Source organism: Shewanella sp. MSW (assembly GCF_007636515.1).
Lineage (GTDB): Bacteria > Pseudomonadota > Gammaproteobacteria > Enterobacterales > Shewanellaceae > Shewanella > Shewanella indica.
This window is the reverse complement of record NZ_LVDR01000009.1, coordinates 38791-63134: the sequence shown is the minus strand read 5'-3', so window position 1 is coordinate 63134 and position 24344 is coordinate 38791. Positions and strand designations below refer to the sequence as shown.

The 24344-nt window shown below is 53.7% G+C and carries 23 protein-coding genes, 1 tRNA gene and 1 pseudogene; 12 read left to right on the top strand and 13 right to left on the bottom strand.

What is annotated here, in order from left to right:
* Positions 1 to 189: 189 nt before the first annotated feature.
* The gene (locus AYI96_RS11470; protein WP_071475722.1) at positions 190 to 1788 is read right to left on the bottom strand and encodes an AbgT family transporter; all 1599 of its coding nucleotides are present in this window, start codon (positions 1786 to 1788) and stop codon (positions 190 to 192) included.
* Positions 1789 to 2417: 629 nt separating this feature from the next.
* On the opposite strand from AYI96_RS11470, the gene AYI96_RS11465 reads away from it, so the two are divergent.
* From AYI96_RS11465 to AYI96_RS11450, 4 genes are all read left to right on the top strand, one after another.
* On the top strand, positions 2418 to 2987 hold the full coding sequence (locus AYI96_RS11465; protein ID WP_039035348.1) for a LemA family protein: 570 nt from the start codon (positions 2418 to 2420) through the stop codon (positions 2985 to 2987).
* A 21-nt stretch (positions 2988 to 3008) separates the two neighbouring features.
* Positions 3009 to 4043, top strand: coding sequence for a DUF3137 domain-containing protein (locus AYI96_RS11460; RefSeq protein ID WP_101096257.1), 1035 nt, complete (start codon positions 3009 to 3011; stop codon positions 4041 to 4043).
* 155 nt (positions 4044 to 4198) lie between these two features.
* Positions 4199 to 4867: a lytic transglycosylase domain-containing protein gene (locus AYI96_RS11455; RefSeq protein ID WP_409928943.1), complete on the top strand. Its 669-nt coding sequence runs from the start codon at positions 4199 to 4201 to the stop codon at positions 4865 to 4867.
* A gap of 25 nt (positions 4868 to 4892) precedes the next feature.
* Complete coding sequence (locus tag AYI96_RS11450; RefSeq protein ID WP_101096258.1) at positions 4893 to 5324, top strand: hypothetical protein; 432 nt, start codon at positions 4893 to 4895, stop codon at positions 5322 to 5324.
* 175 nt (positions 5325 to 5499) lie between these two features.
* On the opposite strand, the gene AYI96_RS11445 is transcribed toward AYI96_RS11450, so the two are convergent.
* Positions 5500 to 6357, bottom strand: a complete 858-nt coding sequence (locus tag AYI96_RS11445; protein WP_101096259.1) for a 23S rRNA (adenine(2030)-N(6))-methyltransferase RlmJ — start codon at positions 6355 to 6357, stop codon at positions 5500 to 5502.
* A 152-nt stretch (positions 6358 to 6509) separates the two neighbouring features.
* Here AYI96_RS11445 and AYI96_RS11440 point away from each other — a divergent pair, with 152 nt between their 5' ends.
* From AYI96_RS11440 to AYI96_RS11430, 3 genes and pseudogenes are all read left to right on the top strand, one after another.
* Complete coding sequence (locus AYI96_RS11440; protein WP_373297508.1) at positions 6510 to 7247, top strand: class I SAM-dependent methyltransferase; 738 nt, start codon at positions 6510 to 6512, stop codon at positions 7245 to 7247.
* A gap of 130 nt (positions 7248 to 7377) precedes the next feature.
* Positions 7378 to 7902 carry a DUF2937 family protein gene (locus AYI96_RS11435; RefSeq protein ID WP_144361640.1) on the top strand — a complete coding sequence of 175 codons (525 nt, stop codon included), beginning with the start codon at positions 7378 to 7380 and terminating at the stop codon, positions 7900 to 7902.
* 81 nt (positions 7903 to 7983) lie between these two features.
* Positions 7984 to 8458: pseudogene (locus AYI96_RS11430) on the top strand (peroxiredoxin).
* Positions 8459 to 8465: 7 nt separating this feature from the next.
* Here AYI96_RS11430 and AYI96_RS11425 read toward each other — a convergent pair.
* The 6 genes from AYI96_RS11425 to modA all read right to left on the bottom strand — a co-directional run bounded on the left by AYI96_RS11425 (position 8466) and on the right by modA (position 15204).
* Positions 8466 to 10391, bottom strand: coding sequence for a methyl-accepting chemotaxis protein (locus tag AYI96_RS11425; RefSeq protein WP_144361639.1), 1926 nt, complete (start codon positions 10389 to 10391; stop codon positions 8466 to 8468).
* Positions 10392 to 10471: 80 nt separating this feature from the next.
* Positions 10472 to 11788, bottom strand: a complete 1317-nt coding sequence (gene envZ / locus AYI96_RS11420; RefSeq protein ID WP_100143228.1) for a two-component system sensor histidine kinase EnvZ — start codon at positions 11786 to 11788, stop codon at positions 10472 to 10474.
* Positions 11785 to 12510 (bottom strand): two-component system response regulator OmpR, encoded by a 726-nt coding sequence (gene ompR, locus AYI96_RS11415; RefSeq protein WP_025010803.1) that lies wholly within the window; start codon positions 12508 to 12510, stop codon positions 11785 to 11787. The genes envZ and ompR overlap by 4 nt, the downstream gene beginning before the upstream one ends.
* A 135-nt stretch (positions 12511 to 12645) precedes the next feature.
* A complete protein-coding gene (modC, locus tag AYI96_RS11410; RefSeq protein ID WP_039035341.1) occupies positions 12646 to 13734 on the bottom strand; it encodes a molybdenum ABC transporter ATP-binding protein ModC in 1089 nt (362 codons plus the stop codon).
* Positions 13728 to 14420, bottom strand: coding sequence for a molybdate ABC transporter permease subunit (gene modB, locus AYI96_RS11405; RefSeq protein WP_028780857.1), 693 nt, complete (start codon positions 14418 to 14420; stop codon positions 13728 to 13730). Before modB ends, modC begins: the two co-directional genes overlap by 7 nt.
* A gap of 16 nt (positions 14421 to 14436) precedes the next feature.
* Positions 14437 to 15204: a molybdate ABC transporter substrate-binding protein gene (gene modA / locus AYI96_RS11400; protein WP_039035340.1), complete on the bottom strand. Its 768-nt coding sequence runs from the start codon at positions 15202 to 15204 to the stop codon at positions 14437 to 14439.
* 160 nt (positions 15205 to 15364) lie between these two features.
* On the opposite strand from modA, the gene AYI96_RS11395 reads away from it, so the two are divergent.
* The 4 genes from AYI96_RS11395 to AYI96_RS11380 all read left to right on the top strand — a co-directional run bounded on the left by AYI96_RS11395 (position 15365) and on the right by AYI96_RS11380 (position 17447).
* Entirely contained in the window at positions 15365 to 16150 is a 786-nt protein-coding gene (locus AYI96_RS11395) for a TOBE domain-containing protein (protein ID WP_144361638.1), read from the top strand.
* Between the two features lie 127 nt (positions 16151 to 16277).
* Entirely contained in the window at positions 16278 to 16772 is a 495-nt protein-coding gene (gene greB, locus AYI96_RS11390) for a transcription elongation factor GreB (protein ID WP_039035338.1), read from the top strand.
* A gap of 72 nt (positions 16773 to 16844) precedes the next feature.
* On the top strand, positions 16845 to 17207 hold the full coding sequence (locus tag AYI96_RS20705) for an NINE protein (RefSeq protein WP_039035337.1): 363 nt from the start codon (positions 16845 to 16847) through the stop codon (positions 17205 to 17207).
* 9 nt (positions 17208 to 17216) lie between these two features.
* Entirely contained in the window at positions 17217 to 17447 is a 231-nt protein-coding gene (locus tag AYI96_RS11380) for a TM2 domain-containing protein (protein WP_039035336.1), read from the top strand.
* A gap of 39 nt (positions 17448 to 17486) precedes the next feature.
* Here the strand turns inward: AYI96_RS11380 and AYI96_RS11375 are convergent, their stop codons facing one another.
* A complete protein-coding gene (locus AYI96_RS11375) occupies positions 17487 to 17726 on the bottom strand; it encodes a hypothetical protein (RefSeq protein WP_039035335.1) in 240 nt (79 codons plus the stop codon).
* 285 nt (positions 17727 to 18011) lie between these two features.
* Between AYI96_RS11375 and AYI96_RS11370 the strand changes: the two genes are divergently transcribed.
* A complete protein-coding gene (locus AYI96_RS11370) occupies positions 18012 to 18986 on the top strand; it encodes a ribonuclease T2 family protein (protein WP_186300056.1) in 975 nt (324 codons plus the stop codon).
* Positions 18987 to 18992: 6 nt separating this feature from the next.
* Here the strand turns inward: AYI96_RS11370 and AYI96_RS11365 are convergent, their stop codons facing one another.
* The 4 genes from AYI96_RS11365 to plsB all read right to left on the bottom strand — a co-directional run bounded on the left by AYI96_RS11365 (position 18993) and on the right by plsB (position 24224).
* Positions 18993 to 19790, bottom strand: coding sequence for a VOC family protein (locus tag AYI96_RS11365; RefSeq protein ID WP_039035334.1), 798 nt, complete (start codon positions 19788 to 19790; stop codon positions 18993 to 18995).
* Positions 19791 to 20378: 588 nt separating this feature from the next.
* Positions 20379 to 20452: transfer RNA gene (locus AYI96_RS11360), tRNA-Gly, on the bottom strand.
* Positions 20453 to 20550: 98 nt separating this feature from the next.
* Positions 20551 to 21798, bottom strand: a complete 1248-nt coding sequence (gene mtr / locus AYI96_RS11355) for a tryptophan permease (RefSeq protein ID WP_039035333.1) — start codon at positions 21796 to 21798, stop codon at positions 20551 to 20553.
* Positions 21798 to 24224: a glycerol-3-phosphate 1-O-acyltransferase PlsB gene (gene plsB, locus AYI96_RS11350; RefSeq protein ID WP_144361636.1), complete on the bottom strand. Its 2427-nt coding sequence runs from the start codon at positions 24222 to 24224 to the stop codon at positions 21798 to 21800. Before plsB ends, mtr begins: the two co-directional genes overlap by 1 nt.
* Between the last annotated feature and the right edge of the window lie 120 nt (positions 24225 to 24344).

Sequence of the window (24344 nt, the reverse complement as noted above, 5' to 3'; positions counted from 1 at the left end):
AACCAACAAACCAAAGGGCCCGATAGTGTATGACAATAGAAAAAGTTCAACAATAGCTTATAGTTAGAACAAAAACGGAACCATTTTCGTCCTCATTTACATAGTTAAACTCCCGCCTTGCGATGTCAACAAAAAGGGGCCTAAGCCCCTTTCCACTATGATTCCCCAGTGATTCACCCTTGCTGGCTATCAGCCCGCCGGTGAATAGTAGGTAGCCGCACCTGGGCCAACCGGCAGCCCCAGGCCGAATACCCAAAGGAAGAAGAACAGGGTCCAACCGACGAAAAACACCAGCGTATATGGCAACATGGTGGCTACCAGAGTACCTATCCCCAGGTCCTTCTTGTAGCGCGCGGCGACCGCCAGGATAAGACCAAAGTAACTCATCATGGGCGTGATAAGGTTAGTCACTGAGTCACCTATTCGATAGGCCGCCTGAATGGTTTCCGGCGCATAACCCACCAACATCAACATGGGCACAAATATCGGCGCCGTCACCGCCCACTGGGCTGAGGCACTGCCGAGCATCAAGTTGATGAAGCCGCACATCATAATAAACAGCAGGAAGACTATCGGCCCGGTCAGCCCCAGGGCGCTGAGGGCATCGGCGCCTGTCACCGCCAGCACGGCGCCCAGATTGGTCCACTTGAAGAAGGCCACAAACTGCGAGGCGAAAAACACCAATACGATATACATGCCCATGGTGCTCATGCTGTGGGACATGGCATTGATCACATCGGTATCTTTTTTCATGGTACCTACCACCTTGCCGTATACCAGCCCGGGAATGGCAAAGCAGACAAAGATAAACACCACGATTCCCTTGAGAAACGGCGAGCCCGCCACCTCCCCCGTCTCTGGGTGACGCAGAGGCCCCCACTCGGGAACCACGGTCAAGGCCAAGACTGCGCCGAGCAGCGCCGCCGCCAAACCGGCCATTTTCAGCCCTTTTTTCTCCTGTTCGGTGACGGTTTCCATCCGCTGCTCTTCCAGATCGACACTGGCTTCAGAGACATCGTAGTGACCCAGTTTGGGTTCAACGATTTTCTCCGTCACCAAGGCACCGAGGAATGAGATCAAAAAGGTGGAGACAAACATGAAGTACCAGTTGACCTCGGGGCCCACAGTATAGTCAGGGTCTATCATCTGCGCCGCCGCTTCGGTGATCCCGGATAATAGGGGATCCACGGTTCCCAGCAGAAGGTTGGCGCTGTAGCCACCGGATACCCCGGCAAAGGCTGCCGCCAAACCCGCCAAGGGATGCCTGCCAAGGGAGTGGAAAATCATCGCCGCCATGGGGATCAGCACGACATAACCCAGTTCGGCGGCAGTATTGGAAACGATTCCGGCAAAGACTATGGTCAGGGTAACCAGACGCTTGGAGGCTCCCATTACCAGTGCCCGCATGCCGGCCGACAAGAGTCCGGAGCGTTCGGCAATCCCCACCCCGAGCAAAGCCACCAGTACAGTGCCCAGCGGCGTAAAACCGGTAAAGTTGGTTACCAGATTGGAGACTATCATCCGCAGACCTTCGGCATTCATCAGGCTGACCACATGGATCAGGCCATCGGCACTGCGGCCACTGGCGCCTTCGGGGCGAGGATCTACTACTGTGACTTCAAAATAACCGGCAACGCCGGAGATCAGGATGACGGCTGCACAAAACAGCGCAAATAGCGTGATGGGATGGGGCAAAAGGTTGCCCAGGCGCTCCACCACATTAAGGAAGCGGATAAACCAGCCACTCTTGGCGGTTTCGAGCGGTTGCTGAGAATGATTGGACTGCATCGGATTTCCCTGTCTGCCGGCTCGGTTGCCGGTTCTATTTTCATGGCCGTAACATCTACGACAAGCGGCCCGCCATTTTGCCGCGACACTTTTAACTGAAACTTAACCTGGAAGAATTGCTGGGAAATTGAGGTAAAAAAAAGGACCCAGGGCGGGTCCATAAAGGCAAATTCGCTGAACTAATCGCTTTGCCCCAACGTTGTGTCGTTACAATTTACAACACGCTGTCTGAACCTTGCCTGAACACAATAAAAGCTATTTGTAAATAGGATGAATCCGATTGTTCGCTTTGACCGATGCCAAACAATTTTCCTGCCATCCTTAACAGAATTCGCTCAACATGAGTCAAAAACTGCTGCTTTTTTACCACTCAAAAACAGATAAATACTCAATAAAAATCATTGTGATAACGTTTTTACGCGCTAAAAACATACAGTAAAAACCTCCAATTCAAAGGCTTTTACTTAAATCCACCTTTAAAGGGATATAAGTGGTGGTTTTTATTGGTTTGACGAGTCTTGTCGGTAAAGGGTAAGCACAGGTTCAAAATCACAACAAAGATGCATTTGCAGCCATTTTATGATTAGCTGGCGCAGTTCAAAAAAAAACTGCAGGGAACTTTAGCAAATATGGATGGATTTTTGTTGATACTGGCAATCGCCGTGATACTGATTTATCTCTGGTATGTCAGCCTGATAAAAAAACGCAACACGGCCCGTGAAGCCCTCTCCGGCATAGATGTTCAGCTCAAGAAAAGGGCCAATCTGCTGCCCAATATTCTCACCATAGCCAAGCGCTTTATGGATCATGAAAAACAGCTGCTGACCGAGATCACCGAATTACGCACTCAACTGACCCAAAGCTACAATCCGGCCGACAAAGATGCAGTAAAACAACACCTGGATTTGGCCAACCAGCTCAACAACCGTGTTGGCCAGTTGATGGTGTCGGTAGAAAACTATCCCGAACTCAAGTCAGACAACACCATGTTGCAGGCGATGCAGACCTATAACGAAGTGGAAGCCCATATCTCCGCGGCGCGGCGTTTCTACAACTCAGCGGTCACTGAACTCAACAATGCAGTGGAAATCTTCCCGGGTTCAATCATAGCCTCAATGGCCAAGGTACAGGCTCTACCCTTCTATGAGGCAGATGAAAGCGCCAAAAGCCCGGTCAATGCCGGCGACTACTTGAACTGAGACAGAGTAAAAGATTGACCAGTGAATATTATCACCTTCCTGATGGGGGCGAAGATTTCCCCGGTACGCCCGGGAAAAGGCCTACAGGCCCCCAGCGAAGAGCTGCCCAAGCTGCAACAATACTATCGCCAGCATATAAAGCCCAAGGCCAGTCAATATGAAAGACTGAGGATCAAGAGCCTCAAGCAGTGCCGAACCCGGGTAGCCCTGTTTGTACTGACACTTGTGGTGACTCTGCTGCTGGTTTGGCACTATTGGTACGACCTTATGTACTACAGTTCCCTTGGCCCGGAAGCTTCATTTGCCCTCGCCCTTACCCCGGTTTTGCTGATGTTTTTCTGGTGTAAGAAACCCATCAAGGCGTTTCAAACACAGGTTAAAAAAGATCTGTTCCCGCTGATCTTCCGTTATTTCGGCGACGACTTTACCTTTAGTCCCAACGATGGTTTGCCACTGCGCCCCTTTCGTGATGCCGGCATTTTGCCCAAGCACGACATAGCACATTCCAGTGATTTTATTACCGGTAGCTATAAGCAGGTCGAACTGGGGATCAGTGAATTAGTGCTGAAGTCAGAATATCGGGATAGCAAGAATAAGAAGCGTACCAGCGAGGTATTCAAGGGACTGGCCATGACCTTTACCGTGCCACAAAACTTCGGCTGCCATGCGGTATTGATCCGCGACCGCGGCCTGCTGGGGAAACTCTCCTCCAGTTATTCGGGGCTGAAGCAGATGAAGCTGGAAGATCCTGTGTTCGAGAAAGAGTTCGATGTCTTCGCCGACAATCAGATCAATGGCCGGGTGTTGATGAACCCCTTGTTTATGGAGCGTTTGCTGGATTTGAGCAAGAAGTTCGGCCGGGATCTGCGCTGCGCCTTCCACGGCAGGCAGCTGTTGATCCTGTTTCCCAGTAACAAGGATAGATTCGAGACCGCCTCCATCTTTGAGGGAGCCACCTTCGAAAAGGAGTTCAGCCAGATCCACAGTGAAATGCAGCAACTCTTTGCTATCATTGACATATTGAAACTGGAAACACGGACGGGTTATCAGGCGTGAAGCACACTTCCGGCCAAGGACTCATCTCTTTGCTACTCTGGCTGCTGAGCTCGGCGCTACCCTTTGCTGCGCTTGCCGGCACCGAGATACCTATGCCTTCGGAAAAGGCCGCTATGGGTGAAGAACTCTCAGCTATAAGTAAAGAGCCTTCAGCTATGGGTAAAGAGTCCTCAGCCATGAGTGAAAACCCTTCAGGTATAGCTAAAGAGCCTTCGGCCAAACCCCGTATAGTGGCGCGTTACTCGGAACACGGCATCAGCGACAGCAGCCTGCCGAAGCGTAAAGTCTATCAGTACCGCCAGGCCAACGGTGTAATGGCATTCAGCGACAAGCCCCCCAGCAGCCAGGAATATCAGATCATTCTCTATGATTGCTTTGCCTGCCGACCGGACTCCAAGGTGAACTGGCAGGCAATCCCTCTGTTTGGCAGTGACTATGCCGCCGAAATCGCCCTCGCCGCCCAAACCTACAATCTGGACCCTGCGCTTATTAGGGCGGTGATCCACGCCGAGTCGGCCTTCAACGCCAAGGCCCTGTCCCGTACCGGCGCTATGGGGCTGATGCAGTTGATGCCGGATACCGCCAAAGAGCTTGGTGTCAGCAACGCCTTTGTGGTATCACAGAATATCGATGCCGGTAGCCGCTATCTGGCGCAGATGCTGGCCCGTTTCGATGGCGACATGACCCGGGCGCTGGCGGCCTACAATGCCGGCCCTACCACAGTGACCCAATATCGTGGCGTGCCGCCCTACCCGGAAACCCGCGCCTATGTGAAACGGGTGAAGATTTTACTGGAGCGCTACCGCAATTTGAGCCGTGCCTGAGAGGCGCAACAACAAGGAAGTGAAGATGTTTAACCTCAAGTCCCTCGGCCTTTGTGCCTGTCTGCTGATGCCCTTTTCCACCGTAATAGCCTGTGATGACAGCCAACTTGGGCCGGTTCCCGCAACCGCCGAAGCGATAATGGCAGTAAAGCAAGTCATGCAAAGCCACAAGGGCGAGCTAGACAACAGCATGAACGACGAGGAGATGCTGGATAAGGGCAGCCAACTGACCCGCACCATCTTCTGTGAGGCGGGCTACAGTCTCAAGGCCACTTGGGCCGCCTGGGCTCAGGACCCGTGGAGCGAGCAGCCGGCTTACGATGGCCCCAACGGCATGACGCTGCGCAATATGATGAGTATCAGCGCCTATATGATAGAGACCAATCCGCAGCAGGCGCTGGCGCTAGGGCTCATAGATGAGGCGACGCTGGCCGAGCTGAAAGCACTGTCGGAATAACTCACCACAGCCGCTTGTCACCACGCTTGTCACCACAGTCGCTATCACACAGTCGCTTAGACGCCATAAAAGCCACGGCGAACAGGCCGGGCCATTCGTACGCAACTTAGCACCCGACTTAGTATCCTACTAATACCCGGTGACCCGGCCAAAAGTTTTTATGATGGAACCGAGCTTACTCGCCCACTTCCCAGGTAACAGTGACGCTGCCGCCACCCTGATTGAGCCTGGGGTGAAGCCATTCCAGCAGCTCTTCGGCCTGGGTATCCAACTGCCAGGGCGGGTTGATGACCCACAGACCCGCCGCCGTCATACCGAATTCATCCGAGTCAGGCTTGATACTCTGCTCTATCCGTAACTGCCGCCGAATGCCGCTGTCTTTCAGCTTCGTCAGCATGGCTTCGGTCTGGGCCCGATTGACGACCGGATACCAGAGCAGATACACCCCGGTGGCAAACTTGCGATGGGCCTTGATCAGGGTATCGGCCACATCCTGATAGTCACTCTTGAGCTCATAGCTGGGATCCACCAGCACCAGTGCCCGACGCTCCAGTGGCGGCACGGCGGCCAACAGGCCCTGCAGACCGTCGCCGTGAACCAGCTTCACCTGACGGGCACCTTCAAAATACTCCTGCAGCAGTTCGACATCGGTATTGTGCAGCTCGTGCAGCAGCATTCTGTCCTGCTCTCTAAGGTGCATATCCACTATCGCCGGAGATCCGGGATACCAGGCCAGCTCGTCCGTGGCCTGCTCCTCATTGCCTTCATTGAAATGGCGCACCGCCTCCAGATAGGCAGTCATCGCCTGCGGCACAGTCGTTTCCTGCCAGAGCTTGCCTATACCTTCCAGATATTCCCCTGTCTTTTGGGCAAAATCATCTTCCAGCGCATAGCCACCGGCACCGGCATGGGTATCGATATAAACCAAAGGTTTATCTTTCTTCTGCAACAAGCTCAGCGCCTGCAACAAGATGGAATGTTTGAGCACATCGGCATAGTTGCCGGCATGAAAACCGTGACGGTAGCTGAGCATGGGTTCCCCAATGACTGACGGGTAAATGACCGCGGCATTATAGCGGCTCTGCCTGCGAGTTGCAGCTGAACGTATTCAGTCAGGTTGGCATTTGGCATAATGGCGCCAATTCAGCCAAGGACTCAAACACAGTGAAGCAGCCAAGCCATAGCATTTATTTTGATACCCGGGAGCCGCGTCTGTGCGCCATTGCCGAGCGCTGGGGCCTGAAGCATGATGAAGACTCGGTGTTTGCCTTGGGGTTTGAGCAGGAAATGCTGACCCTTTTCAAGCGTGACGAACCCAAGCTTGGCGGTATCTGTGTCGATTTTGTCGGCGGCGCCGTGGCCCACAGACGTAAGTTCGGCGGCGGCCGTGGCCAGGCCATAGCCAAGGCGGTCGGCCTCAAGCAAGGCGCCTGCCCCTCAGTGGTAGATGCCACGGCCGGTCTTGGCCGTGACGCCTTTGTGCTGGCGAGCCTTGGTTGCCAAATGACTCTGATTGAACGTAACCCCTTGGTGGCAGCGCTACTGGAAGACGGTCTCAGCCGCGGTTATCGGGACAGCGAAATCGGCCCCTGGATGCAGCAAAGAATGGTGCTGCTGCACGACTCCAGTCTGGAGGCGTTGAGCCAGATAAGTCCGCGACCGGATGTGGTCTATCTGGATCCCATGTATCCTCACAGAGACAAGTCGGCACTGGTAAAAAAAGAGATGCGGGTATTTCAGACCCTGGTCGGCGCAGATACCGATGCCGACGGCTTGCTGGCCCCGGCGCTGGCACTGGCGAGCAAGCGGGTAGTGGTCAAACGGCCGGACTATGCCGAAGACCTTGCCGGGGTTAAACCCAGCACTGTTATCGCCACCAAGAAAAACCGCTTCGATGTCTATGTCAAAGCGGCGATGAACTGAGTCGACAAGGAACATAGAGCAGCCATTTGGGTTGCAGCCCTGTGTGCTATGGGCGACAAAGCCAGAAGCGGTCAGTTAAGATACAGGGCGGCTGCGGCAATCTGGTTTGGCCGGAACTCAGGGAGGCATGATGCTTAGAACCATACGCGACTATCTCAGACTGCTGCTGTTCTTTGTGGGGGTACTGGCGGGGATCCAACTCCCCGGCTTTGTCGATCAATACGGCAAGAGCCTACAGGCCCACCTGAGCGAGATCCAAACCCAATTGGCCGGGTTTCAGCGCGATGCTGACCGTTTCTTCGATGGCGATCTGGATAAGCTTATCGCCCACTATGTAACCAACAAAGATCCGGTATTTACCTCCGGCGGCGACAAGCTCAACGCCATGGTAGAACGCCGCTCCGAGTTGCAGCAGGCCTTGGCCCACTTCCGCGAGAGTCTCTACAGCCCCTACCTGCAACTGGCGTTTGCGCCACAGGCGGATATCCGCCGCGAAGTCTGGGACAACTACAGCCACAATATTCTGCTCAAGGGCGATGCCATTGCCATTGGCCTACTCAGTGGCCTGCTGCTTGCAGCCTCGGCAGAACTGCTGCTCAGCTTATGTTGGCTGGCGTTACGGGCGCTGTTTCGGCGCCGGCCGGCTGCCGCCTGATTGCCCCTGTAGAATGTCTGTGTTTGTCCATTCCATTAACGGCTATGATGGTTTGTAATTCCCACTGAAAGGACAAATACCATGATTGCACAAGGTCAAACTCTGCCAGATGCCACTCTGAGCCAACTCGGTAAAGAGGGCATAATCAACCACAAGGTTAAGGAACTGTTTGCCGGCAAGAAGGCCGTGCTGTTTGCTGTTCCCGGTGCCTTTACCCCCACCTGCTCCGAGGCTCACCTGCCGGGTTATGTGGTGCTGGCCGATGAACTCAAGGCCAAGGGCGTTGATATTATTGCCTGTGTATCGGTCAACGATGCCTTTGTGATGAAAGCCTGGGGGTGAAGCCCAAAACGCCGGTGAGATCATGATGTTGGCCGACGGAGATGGTGCCTTCACCAAGGCGCTGGGGCTGGAAATGGACACTGGCGCCTTTGGTGGCTTACGCTCACAGCGTTATGCCATGGTGATAGACGATGGCGTGGTTTCTTTGTTGAATGTGGAAGCGCCCAAGACTTTCGAAGTCAGCAAGGCCGAAACCATACTGGCGAGTCTCTAATAGCGACTCAGGCGGCTTTAATGCCGAGATTCTGTTCTATCTCGGCGACACCTGCAGCCACCTGAGAGGCGATTGCCTGCCCTTGCTCTGAGGCGGTGATCGCCTGGCTGCGCAGCTGTTCCATGGCACTGGAGAAGGATTGCAGATGCGCCAGCTGTGACTGGGCATACTCGGTACCCTGCTGAGTCCCGCTCGCCATGGCAAAAGCCTGCTGTCTCACCTCCTGCGCCAGTTGTTTCAGGCTCTCGGCTCTCTGTCTCTGCCTGTCGCTCGCCTCGGCTATGCCATCCATACTCTGCCCCAGACTCTTGTTGGCATTGGTGAGCCGATTGAGAATGGCACCTATCTCATCGAGCGAGCTCTGGGTGCGACTGGAAAGGCTGCGCACCTCATCGGCCACCACGGCAAAGCCTCGACCCTGCTCACCGGCACGGGCGGCTTCTATGGCGGCATTGAGCGCCAACAGATTAGTCTGCCCGGCAATATTACCTATCACGTCGATAATTCCCGCCACGGCCGCCACTGAATCATCCAGACTGGCAAGCGCTTGATGACACTCGGCAACGGCGGTGCGGGTTGAATCTGTGGCTTCCAGCATCTGCTGCGCTTCGAGTTCACTCTGGTGCATCTGCTCGGCGGTATTGCCGGCACGGGAGGCCAGCGCAGCTGAGCTGTCACTCACCAGTCCGGCCAATTCACTGAGCTGCAGCGTTTGCTGCCGGGCCTGATCCACCACTTGTTGGGTCTCACGGGTACTGCCGGCCATTTCACTGATTTTTTGCACCAGCGCCGATAGGCTTTGGGAGATACGTGCCAATTGCTGCCGCTGCTGTTCATCCTCGGACTCGAAACGATTCAGCAGAGCATTGAAGTGGGCGGCTATCTGGCCGGTTTCACAACGGCGACTGATATTGAGGCGCTCGCGGGTATTGGACTCACTCAGTTGACTAAAGGCGGTGTTGAGCAGCTGCAACGGCTTCACCACCCTGAGCTGCTGCAAAATCAAATAGGCCACGGCAAATAAGGCCAGCACAGCCAAAGCCAGATAAAGCCACAGCTGTAGCTCGTGTTTGAGCTTGTCGGTACGTTGTTGCTGCTCAGCGGCCATGGTCAGCAAGTTCTGCTGCAACTTGTGCATATCGGCGCGCAGCGCATCCTGCATCTGACGGTTATCCAACAGTTGCTGCTCGGTATTGGTCACTTCCTTGGCGTAGCGACTGCTGAGACTCAGAAGTTCGGCGCGGTAGCTCTCGCCTATCTCCTCGCGCTCGGGTTCATCGTCACCCAGGGCAAATTCATCGGCCTCTACTGTGCGATAGAGACCAAGTAGTGGCAAGGCGCTGAGTCTGTCATGCCAGTCGGCCAACTGGGTTATGGTGCTGTCGAGGTAAGGCTTGAGTCTTTGCTCCCGTCCGAGCAGGTAATCCTGGGTCAGCTGTGACAACTGGTAAACCAGTGGCGGAAGCTCCCGACTGAGCTGCAGATATTCATGCGCTGCTTGTGGCGCCGTTGCCAGCCCTTGATCGCCGTAATCCGCCAGGCGCTTGTTGTTATCCAACATTTCGGTTTCGGCATGGGCCAACAGCTGCCTGGGATTTCCGGCCAACTTGCCGGCGGCGCGGTATTTGCCATCCAGAGCCGTCACCAATTGCGCCAGCTCCTGTGCCAACTGTGAATCTACCGGCAAACGGTCATGAATATCATTGAGCTGGGCTCTGGCCTGCTCCAATCGCCCGGCATCGCCACTGGCGAGATACTTATCCAGATTGGCACGGATATCTACCAAAAACTCTTGCTGCAAGCCTTGAAGCGTCTGGCTCTGCAGTTCTGCCTCTTGTCTCTGTTCACTGCTCCAGAGCACCAGAGAGGCGAGCAAGGCCGCCAACAAGAGCAACAACGCCGAAGCGCCGAGAGAAAGGGTGGAAATCTTCATGGCAAACTGCGCCCAATTGATTGAACTGAGCGCAGTTTATGACTGGAGCATGACAGTTGAATGACAGACAGCGTCTATGGCTAGTCCCTTGGCAACCACACCTGAGCGTGCAACCCACCCTGAGGGCGATTGCTGAGAATGACCTTGCCTTGATGCCTGTCTATGATGCGTTTGATGATCGCCAGTCCCAGCCCTGAGCCGACGCTGCCGCGGGCGCTGTCACCTTGGGTAAAGGGCTGAAACAGCTTGGGGATCTGGCTCTCGGCAATACCCGGGCCATTGTCTTCCACACTGAAACCTATGCGGTGTTTTTCCACCTGGGAAGCGATACGGATCCAGCCGCGGCCATAGCGGAAGGCGTTTTCCACCAAATTGCCGATCACCCGCTTGATGGCCAGGCTCTGCATCGGCACTTCGGGGCATTCGGCCAGTACCAGCTCTATCTCACCGACTCTGTTGCTCTCGGCCTGGGCCACTTCGCGGATTAAACGGTTGATCTGCTCCGGCTCGCGAATGCTCTCCTGATCCTGGCGAATATAGGCGATAAACTGATTGATGATGGCATCCATGTCTTCAATGTCTTTGACTATGCCCTCCTGCAGGTAGGCATCGTCGTCCACCATCATCTCGGAAGCCAAACGAATTCGGGTCAGGGGCGTTCTCAGGTCGTGGGAAATCCCCGCCATCAGCAGTGCTCTGTCCTGCTCCAGCTGTTTCATACTCTGAGACATACGGTTGAAGGCATTGGTCACTTCGACGAGCTCACTGGAACCGGTCAGCGGCAGCGGGTCAGGGAAATTACCTCTGGAGACAGAGATAGCCGCCTTTTGCAGCCGCCGCAGCGGCCGGTTCTGTTGCCGGGCAAACCACCAACCACCGGCGACACTCAAGGCGCCTATCACCAGCAGATAGAGGTTAAGGGGCGACAGTACATTTTCGTTCCAACCATTGAGGGGAACCTTAATCCAGATGGAAGGAGCCTGAGGTGGGCGGATCCAGATCTGCAGCAGATTGCTCTGGGCAATACGCACTTCGGCCGGGCCACCGAGATATTCCGACATCTGGGCTGAGAGGAAACCATAGTAGGTCGCCCGCTCGATACCGGCTTCCCTGGCCTGCTTCTGGTTATAGACATGCATGCCATCATCGCGCACCTTGGCATTAAGGGCATCCACTATGGTGAGGTGTTCCCGGCCCACCTCGACCCCATCGACAAACAACAGATTGATCTGGCGGGCGATAAGCTGGTTGATCTGCTGGTAGCTGGGCTTAATGAAATAAACCGTCACAGTCAAATAGGAGACCAGCTGATTGATCAGCAGCAGGCAGCCTATCAGCATGACTGTTTGGCTGAAGGCACTCCTGGGCAACAGGCGTTGCCACCAGCGCAGCTTCATTTACGGGCGGCACCATCTGGCACAAACACGTACCCCAGGCCCCAAACCGTTTGGATATAGCGCGGGTTGGCGGGATCTTTTTCAATCAGCCGCCTAAGCCGGGAAACCTGAACGTCGATGGAACGCTCCAACGCCGAATAATCGCGGCCACGGGCCAGATTCATCAGCTTGTCGCGGGACAAAGGCTCCCTGGGATGGGTAACCAACACCTTGAGCACGGCAAATTCACCACTGGTGAGGGCGATGGACTCTTCGTTGTGGTACATCTCACGGGTGGCCAGGTTGAGGCTGAACTCGCCGAAACTGACCATCTCTTCCTGCTGCGAAGGCGCGCCGGGGATCTCCTGCACCTGACGGCGCATTACCGCCTTGATCCGTGCCAGCAATTCTCTGGGGTTGAAGGGTTTTGGCAGATAATCATCGGCGCCGAGCTCCAGGCCTATGATGCGGTCGACTTCATCGCCCTTGGCGGTCAGCATCACTATCGGCAGTGGGTTGCCCTGTTGTCGCAGGCGGCGACAGATGGACAGGCCATCTTCTCCCGGCAACATAAGGTCGAGCACCAGCAGGTGAAAGTTCTCCCGCTCCAGCAAGCGATCCATCTGCTCGGCATTGGCGGCGCTGCGTACCTGATAGCCTTGTTCCATCAGATAGCGCTCCAGCAAGGCCCGCAGCCTCATATCATCATCGACAACCAGAATCTTGGAGGTTTCTTGTCCCATGGGCTATTCCTCGAGTGCCAAGCCTGCAACTTGCACAATAGTATCTAAAAAAATGGCTAAATATCTTAAATTTAGCCATTTTAATACCAAAAATCACCCGAGACTTTGTAACAGTAGTTGATCTTCTGTTGTACCTCAGTGAGAACGAGCCAAGTCGGCGGCCGTGAGGCTGACCCCTTTAATCTGGGCATAGAGCGACATTCCGGGCTGCAACGCCAGCTCCTCAAGGGCCCAGCGGGTAATATTGGCCCACAGTGGCATACCCGCCAACCTCAACCTGAGCTGCACATAGTCGCGGTTGTCGACCCTGCTCACCTCCTCCAGAGTTACCGGCAGGATATTGCGAATACTGCTGCCGCTCGGCACCTGCAGGCACACAGAGACCTGATTGCTGTGAACCCGCACCCGTATCGGCTTATCCTGTTTGGGTAACAGTTCATTGACCCACAGGCTGTTACCGTCGGCGAGTTGCAAACGGGTCATGGCATACTCGGGATGACTCTCGGCCACTGTGGCACTCAACAGTGAGCTTTGTTCCTGAGCACTGAGCCAGGGTCTCAGCTCGTCACTGTCCCACACCTGCTCCAGCGGGCCACTGAGGACGCAGCTGCCCTTGTCCAGCACCAGCATCTGATCCGCCAGTTGCAGAATCTCATCCAGACTGTGGCTGACATAGATAATCGGCAGCTTAAGTTCGGCGGTGAGCCTCTGTAGGTAGGGCAACAGCTCGCGCTTGCGCGGCAAGTCCAGCGATGCCAGCGGCTCATCCATCAACAGAATCTCTGGACGGGTCAGCAAGGCCCGGCCTATGGCGACCCGCTGTTTTTCCCCACCGGAGAGGGTGAAGGGAAAACGGTCGAGCAGTTTCTCCAGCCCCAACAGTTGCACCACGGTATCAAACTCGCGGCTGTCTTTATCCTTGCGGCCATAGTTGAGATTGCCGCGCACTCGATAGTGGGGAAACAACCTGGCATCCTGAAACACAAAGCCGGCGTTACGACGCTCAGGTGGCAGATTGATCTTCTTTTCTTTATGAAACAGCCAGCGCTCTCCCAAGCGGATCTCTCCGGCATCCGGGGTTGCCAGACCACCGAGAATATTGATCAGCGAGGTCTTGCCGGCGCCCGAGCGGCCAAAGACGGCGCTGACCCCGGAGAGAGGTAACTCTGTGTCCACATCCAGCAGGGTTTGTCCCAGCTGTTGCCTGATAGTGATTTTCAGCATTGTCCCAGTGTCCTCTGTTGCGCCCGCTTGCTGAGCCATTGGGAAGCGATCAGCGAAGCCAGTGAAATCAATATCGCAATCACACACAGCCTGGCGGCCTCGGCCTCGGCGCCCGGGGTCTCGATAAAGGAGTACATAGCCAAGGGAATAGTGCGGGTTTCACCGGGTATATTGGAGACAAAAGTAATGGTGGAACCGAACTCCCCGAGGCTGCGGGCAAAGGCCAGCACCATGCCCGAGACTATGCCGGGCGCGGTCAGCGGCAGGCTGATGGTGAAGAAGACCTTGAGTCGGCCGGCGCCCAAGGTACGCGCCGCCTGCTCCAGACGCACATCCACCCCTTCAAGCGCCTGACGAATGGCACGAACCATTAACGGGAATGACACCACCGCGGCCGCCAGTGCAGCGCCGCGCCAGCTGAAACTAAAGCTGAAGCCAAAAGTGTCATAGAGCCAACCACCGAGAAAACCGCTGCGGCCCATGGAGACCAGCAATAAATACCCTATGACCACAGGCGGCAACACCAGTGGCAGGTGGATCAGGCTATCGAGCACAGACTTGCCGGGGAACTCCAGCCGCGCCAGCACCCAGGCACACAAAATACCAAGCGGCAGGCTACAGAGCACTGCCACAGTGGACACCTTGAGACTGAGCAGCAAGGCGGCCACTTCATAGTCGGTCAACAAGCTCAAAGTCAGGATCTCAGTTTACGCCGAAGCCGTATTTGGCAAATACCGCCTTGGCGGCGTCAGACTGCAGGAATTGATAGAAACCTTCGGCGCCTTTGCTGTGCTCTTTACCCACCAGCGCCATGGGATAGCTGATTGGCTTGTGAGTCTCTTGGGGGAATACCGCCAGCTGTTTTACCCCTTGGGCCACTTTGGCATCTGTGGAATAGACAATCCCCAGAGATGACTCGCCGCGTTCGACCAACGCCAAGGCACCGCGAACACTATTGGCTCTGGCCAGCAGAGGTTCGGCCTGTTGCCACAAACCCAAGTTTTCCAGCGCCTGCTTGGCATAGCGACCGGCCGGCACATGATCTGGATCGCCAACCGCCATCCGGCTGTTACCCAATGCCTGTTTGAGATCCCAGGAAGCCGAGATTTCAACCTGGTTCAGCGCACTGCCTTTCGGCGCGATCAGCACCAGCGTGTTACGCAGCAGAGTGACCCGACTATCACTGTCAATGGCCTTGTTTTCATCGAGATAGTCCATCCATTTCTGGTTGGCCGACAGAAACAGCTCGGCGGGCGCACCTTGGGCAATCTGCCGGGCCAGAGTCGAAGAGGACGCAAAAGAGAACACTGTTTCAGTGTCATGCTTGCGGTCATATTCGGCGCCCAGTTCATTCATGGCATTGGTGAGTGAGGCGGCGGCAAAGACGGTGACTTTTTCCTTGGCACTGACGTTAAAGGCCAACAATAACCCCAGAGCCAAGCTCAGGGCAGGACGGAACAGGGACTTCATAACGACTCCTTGGTGAAATGATTGCACTATTTAGATACTGCCAACGTTATATACATAGTTATATAACGATAAGCAAGCCTGTGAGCGCCAGTGAGTGATCCCTGTGGTCTTTATCAGCGCAATAAGGGAGAATAACCCCGACACTGATAAGGAATATGCCATGGACCTCAAAGCCCTGTTAACTCTCAACAATGCCGATAAACTGTTTGCCAATCCCAAGCGCATTGCACTGTTGAAGCAGATACGCATTACCGGCTCCATCAGCCAGGGGGCCAAACAGGCGGGCATCAGTTACAAGGCGGCCTGGGATGCAGTCAACGACATGAATCTGCAGGCTCCCCAGCCTGTGGTCAGCAGTGAAAAGGGTGGTAAAGGCGGTGGCGGCGCCAAGTTGACCGAGTTTGGCGAGCGTCTGCTGAAGCTCTACGAACTGATGGATCAAATGCAGGACATGGTGCTCAAGGCGCTGTTGGATGCGGCCGTTCCCATGGATAACCTACTAGATCTGATGGCCCACTTCTCGCTCAAGACCAGCGCCCGCAATCAACTGGCCGGTGAAGTCATTGCGCTCAAGGATGATTCACTCAATGACAATGTCAGGGTCAAATTGGCCGGTGGGCAGGAGATAGATGCCGCCATCACCCATGCCAGCACAGACAAACTGGGGTTGCATATCGGCAAGAAGGTATTGCTGCTGTTCAAGGCTCCCGCCGTCAGTATCCACTCGCTGCAGCAGCCCCTCAGCAGTGGCAATCGCCTCAAAGGCCAATTATTGCAAATCAAACGCGATCCCCAGCGCAGCGAAATTACCCTGGATATCGGCGGCAACGACCGCCTCTACGCTTCGGTATACAACGACAGCATTGAGGGCTTGCCATTGACTCTGGGCGATCATCTGCAGGCCTGCTTTGAGCCGGGGCAGACACTCATCGCCTGCGTAAAATGACATGCAAAGGCATCCTGTTTATCCCATTGGCAGAAAGGCGCACTTGCAAGCACGCCTGAGTTCTGTAAATCTTCAGCACTATTGGCATCGGCGCCTGGCGCCAACAGCAAGTTGATCGAATAAACCGATGAAAGCCCATTTGATTACCCGTAAGGGCTGGGAAGCCCTGGACAAAGAACTCAAATATTTGTGGAAGGAATACCGCCCCGAGATCACCCTCAAGGTACAAGAGGCCGCGGCTCAAGGCGACCGCTCCGAAAACGCAGATTACACCTACAACAAACGCTTACTACGGCAGATAGATCGCCGGATCCGCTATCTGGTTAAACGCCTGGAAGAGCTGAAAATAGTCGACTACTCACCGCAGCAGGAAGGAAAGGTGTTTTTCGGCGCTTGGGTCGAACTGGAAAATGACCAGGGCACTGTGGTGCGCTACCGGATTGTCGGCAAGGACGAGATAGATACCAAGAAAGGTTATATCACCATAGACTCCCCCATGGCGCGGGCTCTCATAGGAAAACAGGTTGATGATGAAGTCCAGGTGCAAACCCCATCCGGGATCAAAGAGTGGTACATCAATGTGATCCAATACCAGGCGTTTGAAACAGATGTGTCAGAATAATCTCAATTTAACAATTTGTTATTGAAAAAAATCCCAGGAAAAAGGTAGACTTCCCACGTTTGGCTCGAAGATGTGCAGGGAGATGCCTGCCGGGCCGGACGACTCAGCTTTCAACATAGGAACAAGGAAGTGCAGACTCTCAAAAAATCCGATAAGAGTTATGGCGTAGCCGTGTGCCTTTCAGGCATTTTCGGCATCTTGGGCATACACCATTTTTACTGTGGGCGTATTCTGCATGGCCTGTTTGATCTCGGTCTGGCAATAGTAGGTATTACGCTGATTTCGACAGATGATCCTACCTTGGTATTCACCGGAATAGCTGTACTGGCGGTCGATATTATCCACACAGTGATAATCACTTTCATGTTACTCGTAGGAAGCTATAAAGATGGGCAGGGTAGGCTGATCACTTACCCGGGACAAAAGTTAACTTAAGGACAAACAATGACAATCGAAAATGAGCAATTGAGCGACAAGGGTTTCGTACCTACTCTACTGCTGTGCTTCTTCCTGGGCAGCTTCGGCGTGCACCGTTTTTACACAGGTAAAATCGGTACAGGTCTGCTGATGTTACTGACCCTGGGTGGCCTGGGTATTTGGACTCTGATCGACTTTGTTCGTATCGCCATCGGTAGCTTCCGTGATGCCGAAGGTCGCCAAATCAAAGCAGCCTGATCCCTGTATGCCAGTGGCACCAGCCACTGGCATCCTTACTCACTCCTTAGAAAGCACCCTTCCATTACGTAACATCTCTTCCGCTTCTAAGCGCTCTTGCTCCCTTTGTGCCTGAGTGGTACATCTTCTTATCGGCATCCTCGAACCTGTCACTGTAACTTTTTCACAGTGGTAACCATCACTGCGCTCCACATCTGCCTGAGCCTGCTGCGATTCATCAGTACTACTACAAGCTCCCAGACACAACACCATAACTACCGAGGCAACACATCCTTTCATTCACTTTTTCCTGTAAAATTCTGCTGCATTGCCAAGCTACACAACTAATTGACAAGTAACAATTGCGCTTCATTTGCTCAACAAACACAAAGATACAAATTGGCGCCATTTATCTGCGGCCAAAAAGTCGGATATTCCGGCTATGGTGCATCAGCTCTGAGCCTTGAAGCCAAAGTTTAAGATCATCTATTTAACATAAGTTGCACTTCAAACCGATACAGATACAAAGTGTCACATGGCAAAACAAAAATCTGCATGATGACAATTTCGTCAAAGAGGAACCTTATGACCCGCTTACTGATATTATTGCTGTGGCTGTTACCTGTCGGGATCATGGCAGCCCCCTTTTCCGGTGAGTTGCTGATAGACAAGACCTGCCCGCTGTTTCAATCGAAGAACAAGGGCACTAATCCCGGGCAGCTTTACAGCAACCCCGGACAAAGGCTGGAGATAGTTGAGCGCCTCGGTCACGACACGCCCACCTGGTTCAGGGTCAAGACCTCGGCGACACAATCACCTCTGCGCTGGATTGCCGCCGATTGTGGTCAGCTGCAAGCGGGCGCACTGCCTGCTGAACCTCAAACCAAAAACGCCTGTAACCTGGCCGATAAATACGATAGCCATCTGCTGGCTCTGTCATGGCAAAACGCCTTTTGTGAGTCAAAAGGTTCCAGCAAACCCGAATGTCGCTGCCAAAGCGCCGACCGCTTCGATGCCAGTCATTTCAGCTTGCACGGCTTATGGCCCAATAAGCGCTCTTGCGGCATCAGCTATGGCTATTGCGGCAAGGTCAAACACAAGCCCGATAACTTCTGCGCTTATCCCGCCATTGAGTTGAGTGAAGCCGTATCCGAGCGCCTGGCTCAGATGATGCCCAGTCACGCCTATGGCAGTTGCCTGGAGCGGCACGAATGGTGGAAACACGGCAGTTGCAGGGATGAAAATGCCGAAACCTACTTTTCATTGGCACTCAAACTGACCACAGAGGTTAACCAGGCAACGCCTCTGCTCAACCTACTGCAACAAAACATCGGCGCCAAGATAGCGACCGATTCTTTAAGACAAGCGTTTCAGCAAAGCTTTGGCCCTTCGAGCGAACACAAGCTGAGCCTTAAATGTCACCGGGGGATGTTGACCGAAATTCAGCTCAGTCTTCCCGAAAAGATAGATGACAGCGACCTAAAGACTCTGCTGCAACAGGCACCCAGAATTGCTCCCGGCAACTGTGGTAGCCAAATCCGCATCGATGCGGCCAACTGAGAGAAATTAGAGCGCCATGGTCAGCCGAATAATACTGAAAACAGCCCCTTGCGGGTCGTTGATCACCGCAAAACGCCCCACATTGGGGATATCTGTAGGTGGCACACAAACCTTGCCGCCCAATTCGGCCGCCCGACAAGCCATCACATCACAGTCATCAACACTGAAATAAATCATCCAGTGGGGCGGCACGTCACCCCACTGCTCGGTCATTTGCAGCATACCGCCAATGCCTTCATCACAGCTGTCGCTATTGAGAAACCATTCTGTATATTCAAAATCGACAGCATTCTCACTGCGACGCATCTGCCAGTTGAACACCTTGGGATAAAAGATCTTGGCCGCTTCAGGTTGCCGACAGGCGAGCTCAACCCAGCATAGAGTGTTGGCTTCCCACTTACGCCCGGCACCGGGATGTTCGATACCCTGCCAAACCGAAAAATGGGCCCCTTCGGGATCGGTAAATAGCGCCATCTTACCGGCACAGCCAACCTCATGGGGGCCCATCAGAAGCTGACCGCCGGCGGAGCTGATGGCCTCAATACAGTGGTTAATATCCTCCACCGCAAAGTAAACCGCCCAGTGACTGGGAACCCCCTGCTGCTGTAATTCAGTAGGCAATTGATAAATGGCACCTATATCTTCATGCGCCTGCTTCAACATGGTATAGGCGCCTTCCGGCATGGGGATATCTTCAGCTTGCCAACCAAAGAGACGACAATAAAAGTGCTTGGCACTGTTCCAGTCCTGCGTCCCCAGTTCTACCCAACAGGGCTCGCCATGTCTGTATGCTGTAATCTTCATTATCCGGTTTCCAATTCTGTGTTGCGCAGTGGAGGCTGATGAAGCCGGTTCCATTTACGTTAAACACTAATAGAAATTATACCAGACTGTATAGAAAATATACGATGGCAATATCGAATTGAGAATATAAGGGTTTGACGATATACAGAAGAAAAAAGGCCGTAGCCTGTTGGTTAGCACAAACTTTCCTTGTCACGCTTCCCTATGCTGCACAATGTGCCAAACAACAGACTACGACGGAACAATGAGATGCAAAATCTCATACATAAAAAGGATGCAGGGCAATGGACACAATCCCTTTATGCGTAAGTAATACTGGCTTATCGAGAGCAGGATAACTATCAGACAAATCCCAAGAGAGTTTGGCACCCTTCCTAAAGGGGCGCTATTTAGACTCAGAAGGCCAAAATGACCCGATCCCCTTTGAGAAATATATTGCCTTTCAGTTTATTGGCTTTTACGGATAGAAAAACGAGACCGGCACCTGTGTAACTTAAATAGTCATAGGTTGCGGATAAAGCCCAGTGCAAAAAACGAATATTGATTCATGAGCTACTGGGAGCAAGTATCAACTATGACGAAACTAATTGGAGCGGGTGATGGGAATCGAACCCACGTATGCAGCTTGGGAAGCTGCCGTTCTACCATTGAACTACACCCGCACAAAACACTCGGCATGGACGATATAAATTACTGACTTTTATAGTCTTGTCAAGAAGCCGCTCTTTCATTCCTTTGAAAAAGAGAGCAGCTTCTCGCTTCAGGAATACTTAGGCAGTATACCAGCCATGGCCAACAAATGGCAGGCAGCCGTCAGTAATCCAAACAGCACCACTATGGCTATCAAAGGTGTACCGCCCGGCACACGAAAGCCCTGGCTATCGGCAAATTGTTGTCTTGAACGCCAAGCCATCAAGGCCGGCACTATGACGGCCCAAACTGTAGCCGCCAGGGCAGCAAAGCCGATAGCGACCAGGAAGCCATCGGGAAACAACATACCCAATAAAGTCGGAGGCAGGAAAGTCACCAAGGCGGTCTTGGCCCTGCCACAGCGACTGTCGTCAAAACCAAACAGATCTGCCAAATAGTCAAACAAGCCCAAGGTCACCCCAAGAAATGAAGAGGCTACCGCCAGATTGGCAAACAGAGTGAGCATGGTGTTGAGCAGCGAGTTATCCATCACCTTGGACAAGGCGCCAACCAATACGCCCATATTGCCGCCCTGAGCAATAATAGCGCCGAATTCGCCGCGGGAAATATTACCCATGGTCGCCACCAACCAACACAGGTAGATAGCCAAGGCGATAAAGGTACCTAAAAAAATCGCCTTGATAATAGTGCCCGGTTGCTTGCCGTAGTATTTCACCAGCGACGGCACATTGCCATGATAGCCAAAACTCGCCAGCCCGAAAGGAATGGCCGCCCACAGATATGAGCCATAAGAGTTCTCGCCATCAGGTAGTAACAACTTGCTGGTGTCTATGCCGATCAGCAGATTGCCTATCGCCAGAAAGAAGCTGATAATCATCCCGCCCAGCATTATAGTGGTGATCCGATCCACGGCCTTGGTACTTATCAGCACCACCAGTGCCAGCACCAGGGCAAACACCAGGGCGGCAAAGCTCTGCGGCAGGCTGATATCCATCCCTTCCAGGCTGTGATTGACTATGGAGCCGCCGCCACTGATATAGGCGTAAGTAAGGATATAGAGCACGAAGGTTATCGAAGCGCCGTTAAGCACCCGCCAGAATTGCCCCAAAGTTTCCTTGGTGAGGGTGTCAAAGCTGGCGCCGGGCTCAAAATGGAGATTGGTTTCCAGCAGCAGTAGCCCGGACATGAACATGCAAAACCACACCCCCAGCAGCATAAGCACAGAGTAGCCAAACCACATGCCGGCACCTTCTACCGGCAGCGAAAACATGCCGGCACCGACTGTGGTCCCGGCGATGATCATGGCGCCGCCCAGCAAAGACGCCTTGGCAGGCGCCGCATTCATATGATTGGCCATCAGGCCTCCTGTTCGGCGGCGACGCTGTCAACTATGGTTTGCTTGACCTGAGGACGCAGTAGCTGGTTGGCATAATCCCGGGTTCGCTCTATATCATGGCGGGTATCTTCCTTGGTGAGATACCCAAGCTCTTTGAGCTTGATACTCAAGATGCCGTAGAGTTTCTTGTCGTAAAATTCAGGGGCAGTAATCCCATGCAGCGCGCCAAGACGACTGGCCAACTTGTGGCTTTCGCGCTCCAAATCGCCACGCTCAATACCCGGGTGCGCGGCCAGCAAGTTAAAGATGATGGCGTAACGTTGAAGGGTTTCGCTCATGGTTTCGGCCAGCAACGCCAGCGGATTGATCCTGGCTTCCAGCACTCGGAAGCCATTGACTTCTTCGGCCACCAAACCTTTGGCAATGAAACGATCCAGCAGTTGATCGGCATAGGCTCTGACATCGGCCTTACCCATAAACAGCTCGGCCTGCAGCAAAGGATAGAAATCCTCAAGCACCGCTTGCATCCGAGATCGGCAGCACTGCTCTTGACGCACCAGGCAGCTGGCCAGCAAAGAAGGCACCATAAATAGGTGAATGATGTTGTTGCGATAGTAAGTCATGGTTACCGCAATCGACTCGTCGATTGAGATGATATCGCCCAGTTCATCTTCCTGAACCGTAAACTTATTCAGCTCCAGACCTTGTTGCAGCAATTGCTTACCGTCACCTTCGGCCACCGAGATGTACTGGGTGTAAGGCACTTCCTTGAGCAGATCCAAATACAAGTCCAACTGACGTTCCAACTGGTTTCGTTCCAGCGCATTCTGCTCTGAGGACAATAGTACCAAGCTGGTGAGGGTCACTGCGCTGGCAGCAGCAGCATCGTTGATATGAGTCATGACCCGATTGGCCAGAGTATTGACAGCCGGAGTCAACCAGCTGGGTTTCTGCTCGGGATCGGCTGCCACCTCTTCGCGCCAGTTAGGTGCCGCCTCACTGAGGAAATTCTGCAGCGTCACGGGCTCACCAAAGTTTACATAACCCTGACCAAAATTACCCAACTTACGCAAGGCGCCAACCACTTGCCAGACAGATTCTTTTTGCTTCTTCTTGCCGCTGAGTTCTTTGTGATAAGTGGCCACTTCCATAACGTGGTCATAGCCCAGGTACACAGGCACCAAAGTCACTGGTCGCTCAATACCCCGCAACACAGAGTTGACCGTCATCGCCAGCATCCCAGTCTTGGGCGACAACAACCGCCCGGTACGGGAGCGGCCACCTTCGGTGAAGTACTCAACCGAATAGCCTTTGGCAAACAGCTGATCCAGATACTCACGGAACACTGCAGTATAGAGTTTATTACCGTTGAAACTGCGGCGGATAAAGAAGGCACCACCACGGCGGAATATAGGCCCGGCAGGCCAGAAGTTCAGGTTGATACCAGCGGCGATATGAGGCGGAACCATACCCTGAAAATAGAGAATATAGGAGAGCAGCAAATAATCCATATGACTGCGATGGCAAGGTACATAAACTATCTCATGTCCATCATGATGCAGCTGGCGTATCTGCTCGGCGCCCTTGATGTTGATCCCCTTGTAGAGCTTGTTCCATAACCAGGTGAGGATCCGCTGGGCAATACGCACCAGGCTGTCTGAATAGTGGGCAGCAATCTCATCGAGATATTCCTCCGCCATTTCCCTGGCCCTGGCCTCGGGGATCTTCTTGGCTGCGGCTTCCTCTTTGATAGCCTTTTTAAGGGTTTCCGAACGCAACAGTTCATTAAACAGCGCTTGACGGTTGGGCAGTAATGGCCCGGTCATCACCTTACGCTGACGGCGGAAATGTACCCTGGCCACTCGCGCCAACTTATGGGCAATAGCTTTATCGGTTCCATGTTCATCGGCCATCAGCCGCAGCGAGACCGCATTGGAAAACTGCACAAAGTTGTCTCGCCCCAGGAACAGGATCATTAGAAACTTGCGCAACCAAGTGGGGTTTTCCCGCTCAAATACGGCGGCGCGCATGCTGTCATCTTCCTTACCCGGAGTTCGGCCCCAATAGAGACTCACTGGCACCAATTGAATATCCAATTCAGGATTGGTCTGATGCAAATGAAGCAAAGAGGTGAAACAGCTGAGAAAAGGTTTATTGCCCTTGCGCTTGCCGAACAGGGGCTTTGCACCTTCCAGGCAGACGACTCTGGGAACGGTAATATCATCAACCTTGAGCGTCTCATAAGGGCAAGGCAAACCAAATTTACGGGTGACTTCCGCCAACGCCGCGATATCACTGACAGACTCCGTCTTCATCACGTAGGCCATCGGCTTGGCGAGATCCAGGTTCAAATCAGCGAAAGGATCCTGAGGCACCACAGTGGTATGCACCAGCTTGCTTTGGAGCCAGCGAAGTGATTTAAACCAGAATGAATCTTGTTTGGACATGTTTTTCAGTGTCTGAGCCACAATCAATAACCCAATAGAATACCAGAACTTCCTGAATCTTAGCTAGGGAAGGTGCGAACCGGTCCCGGCAGCTCCTCTGGCAAATTCCTTGAACTCCAC

Excerpts from the sequence above, each read along its gene's own strand:
- AYI96_RS11470 (WP_071475722.1), bottom strand. The coding sequence starts at position 1,788 with ATGCAGTCCAATCATTCTCAGCAACCGCTCGAAACCGCCAAGAGTGGC.
- AYI96_RS11465 (WP_039035348.1), top strand. The coding sequence starts at position 2,418 with ATGGATGGATTTTTGTTGATACTGGCAATCGCCGTGATACTGATTTAT.
- AYI96_RS11455 (WP_409928943.1), top strand. The coding sequence starts at position 4,199 with ATGGGTAAAGAGTCCTCAGCCATGAGTGAAAACCCTTCAGGTATAGCT.
- AYI96_RS11450 (WP_101096258.1), top strand. The coding sequence starts at position 4,893 with ATGTTTAACCTCAAGTCCCTCGGCCTTTGTGCCTGTCTGCTGATGCCC.
- AYI96_RS11445 (WP_101096259.1), bottom strand. The coding sequence starts at position 6,357 with ATGCTCAGCTACCGTCACGGTTTTCATGCCGGCAACTATGCCGATGTG.
- AYI96_RS11435 (WP_144361640.1), top strand. The coding sequence starts at position 7,378 with ATGCTTAGAACCATACGCGACTATCTCAGACTGCTGCTGTTCTTTGTG.
- AYI96_RS11425 (WP_144361639.1), bottom strand. The coding sequence starts at position 10,391 with ATGAAGATTTCCACCCTTTCTCTCGGCGCTTCGGCGTTGTTGCTCTTG.
- envZ (WP_100143228.1), bottom strand. The coding sequence starts at position 11,788 with ATGAAGCTGCGCTGGTGGCAACGCCTGTTGCCCAGGAGTGCCTTCAGC.
- ompR (WP_025010803.1), bottom strand. The coding sequence starts at position 12,510 with ATGGGACAAGAAACCTCCAAGATTCTGGTTGTCGATGATGATATGAGG.
- modC (WP_039035341.1), bottom strand. The coding sequence starts at position 13,734 with ATGCTGAAAATCACTATCAGGCAACAGCTGGGACAAACCCTGCTGGAT.
- modA (WP_039035340.1), bottom strand. The coding sequence starts at position 15,204 with ATGAAGTCCCTGTTCCGTCCTGCCCTGAGCTTGGCTCTGGGGTTATTG.
- AYI96_RS11395 (WP_144361638.1), top strand. The coding sequence starts at position 15,365 with ATGGACCTCAAAGCCCTGTTAACTCTCAACAATGCCGATAAACTGTTT.
- greB (WP_039035338.1), top strand. The coding sequence starts at position 16,278 with ATGAAAGCCCATTTGATTACCCGTAAGGGCTGGGAAGCCCTGGACAAA.
- AYI96_RS11380 (WP_039035336.1), top strand. The coding sequence starts at position 17,217 with ATGACAATCGAAAATGAGCAATTGAGCGACAAGGGTTTCGTACCTACT.
- AYI96_RS11375 (WP_039035335.1), bottom strand. The coding sequence starts at position 17,726 with ATGAAAGGATGTGTTGCCTCGGTAGTTATGGTGTTGTGTCTGGGAGCT.
- AYI96_RS11370 (WP_186300056.1), top strand. The coding sequence starts at position 18,012 with ATGACCCGCTTACTGATATTATTGCTGTGGCTGTTACCTGTCGGGATC.
- AYI96_RS11365 (WP_039035334.1), bottom strand. The coding sequence starts at position 19,790 with ATGAAGATTACAGCATACAGACATGGCGAGCCCTGTTGGGTAGAACTG.
- mtr (WP_039035333.1), bottom strand. The coding sequence starts at position 21,798 with ATGGCCAATCATATGAATGCGGCGCCTGCCAAGGCGTCTTTGCTGGGC.
- plsB (WP_144361636.1), bottom strand. The coding sequence starts at position 24,224 with ATGTCCAAACAAGATTCATTCTGGTTTAAATCACTTCGCTGGCTCCAA.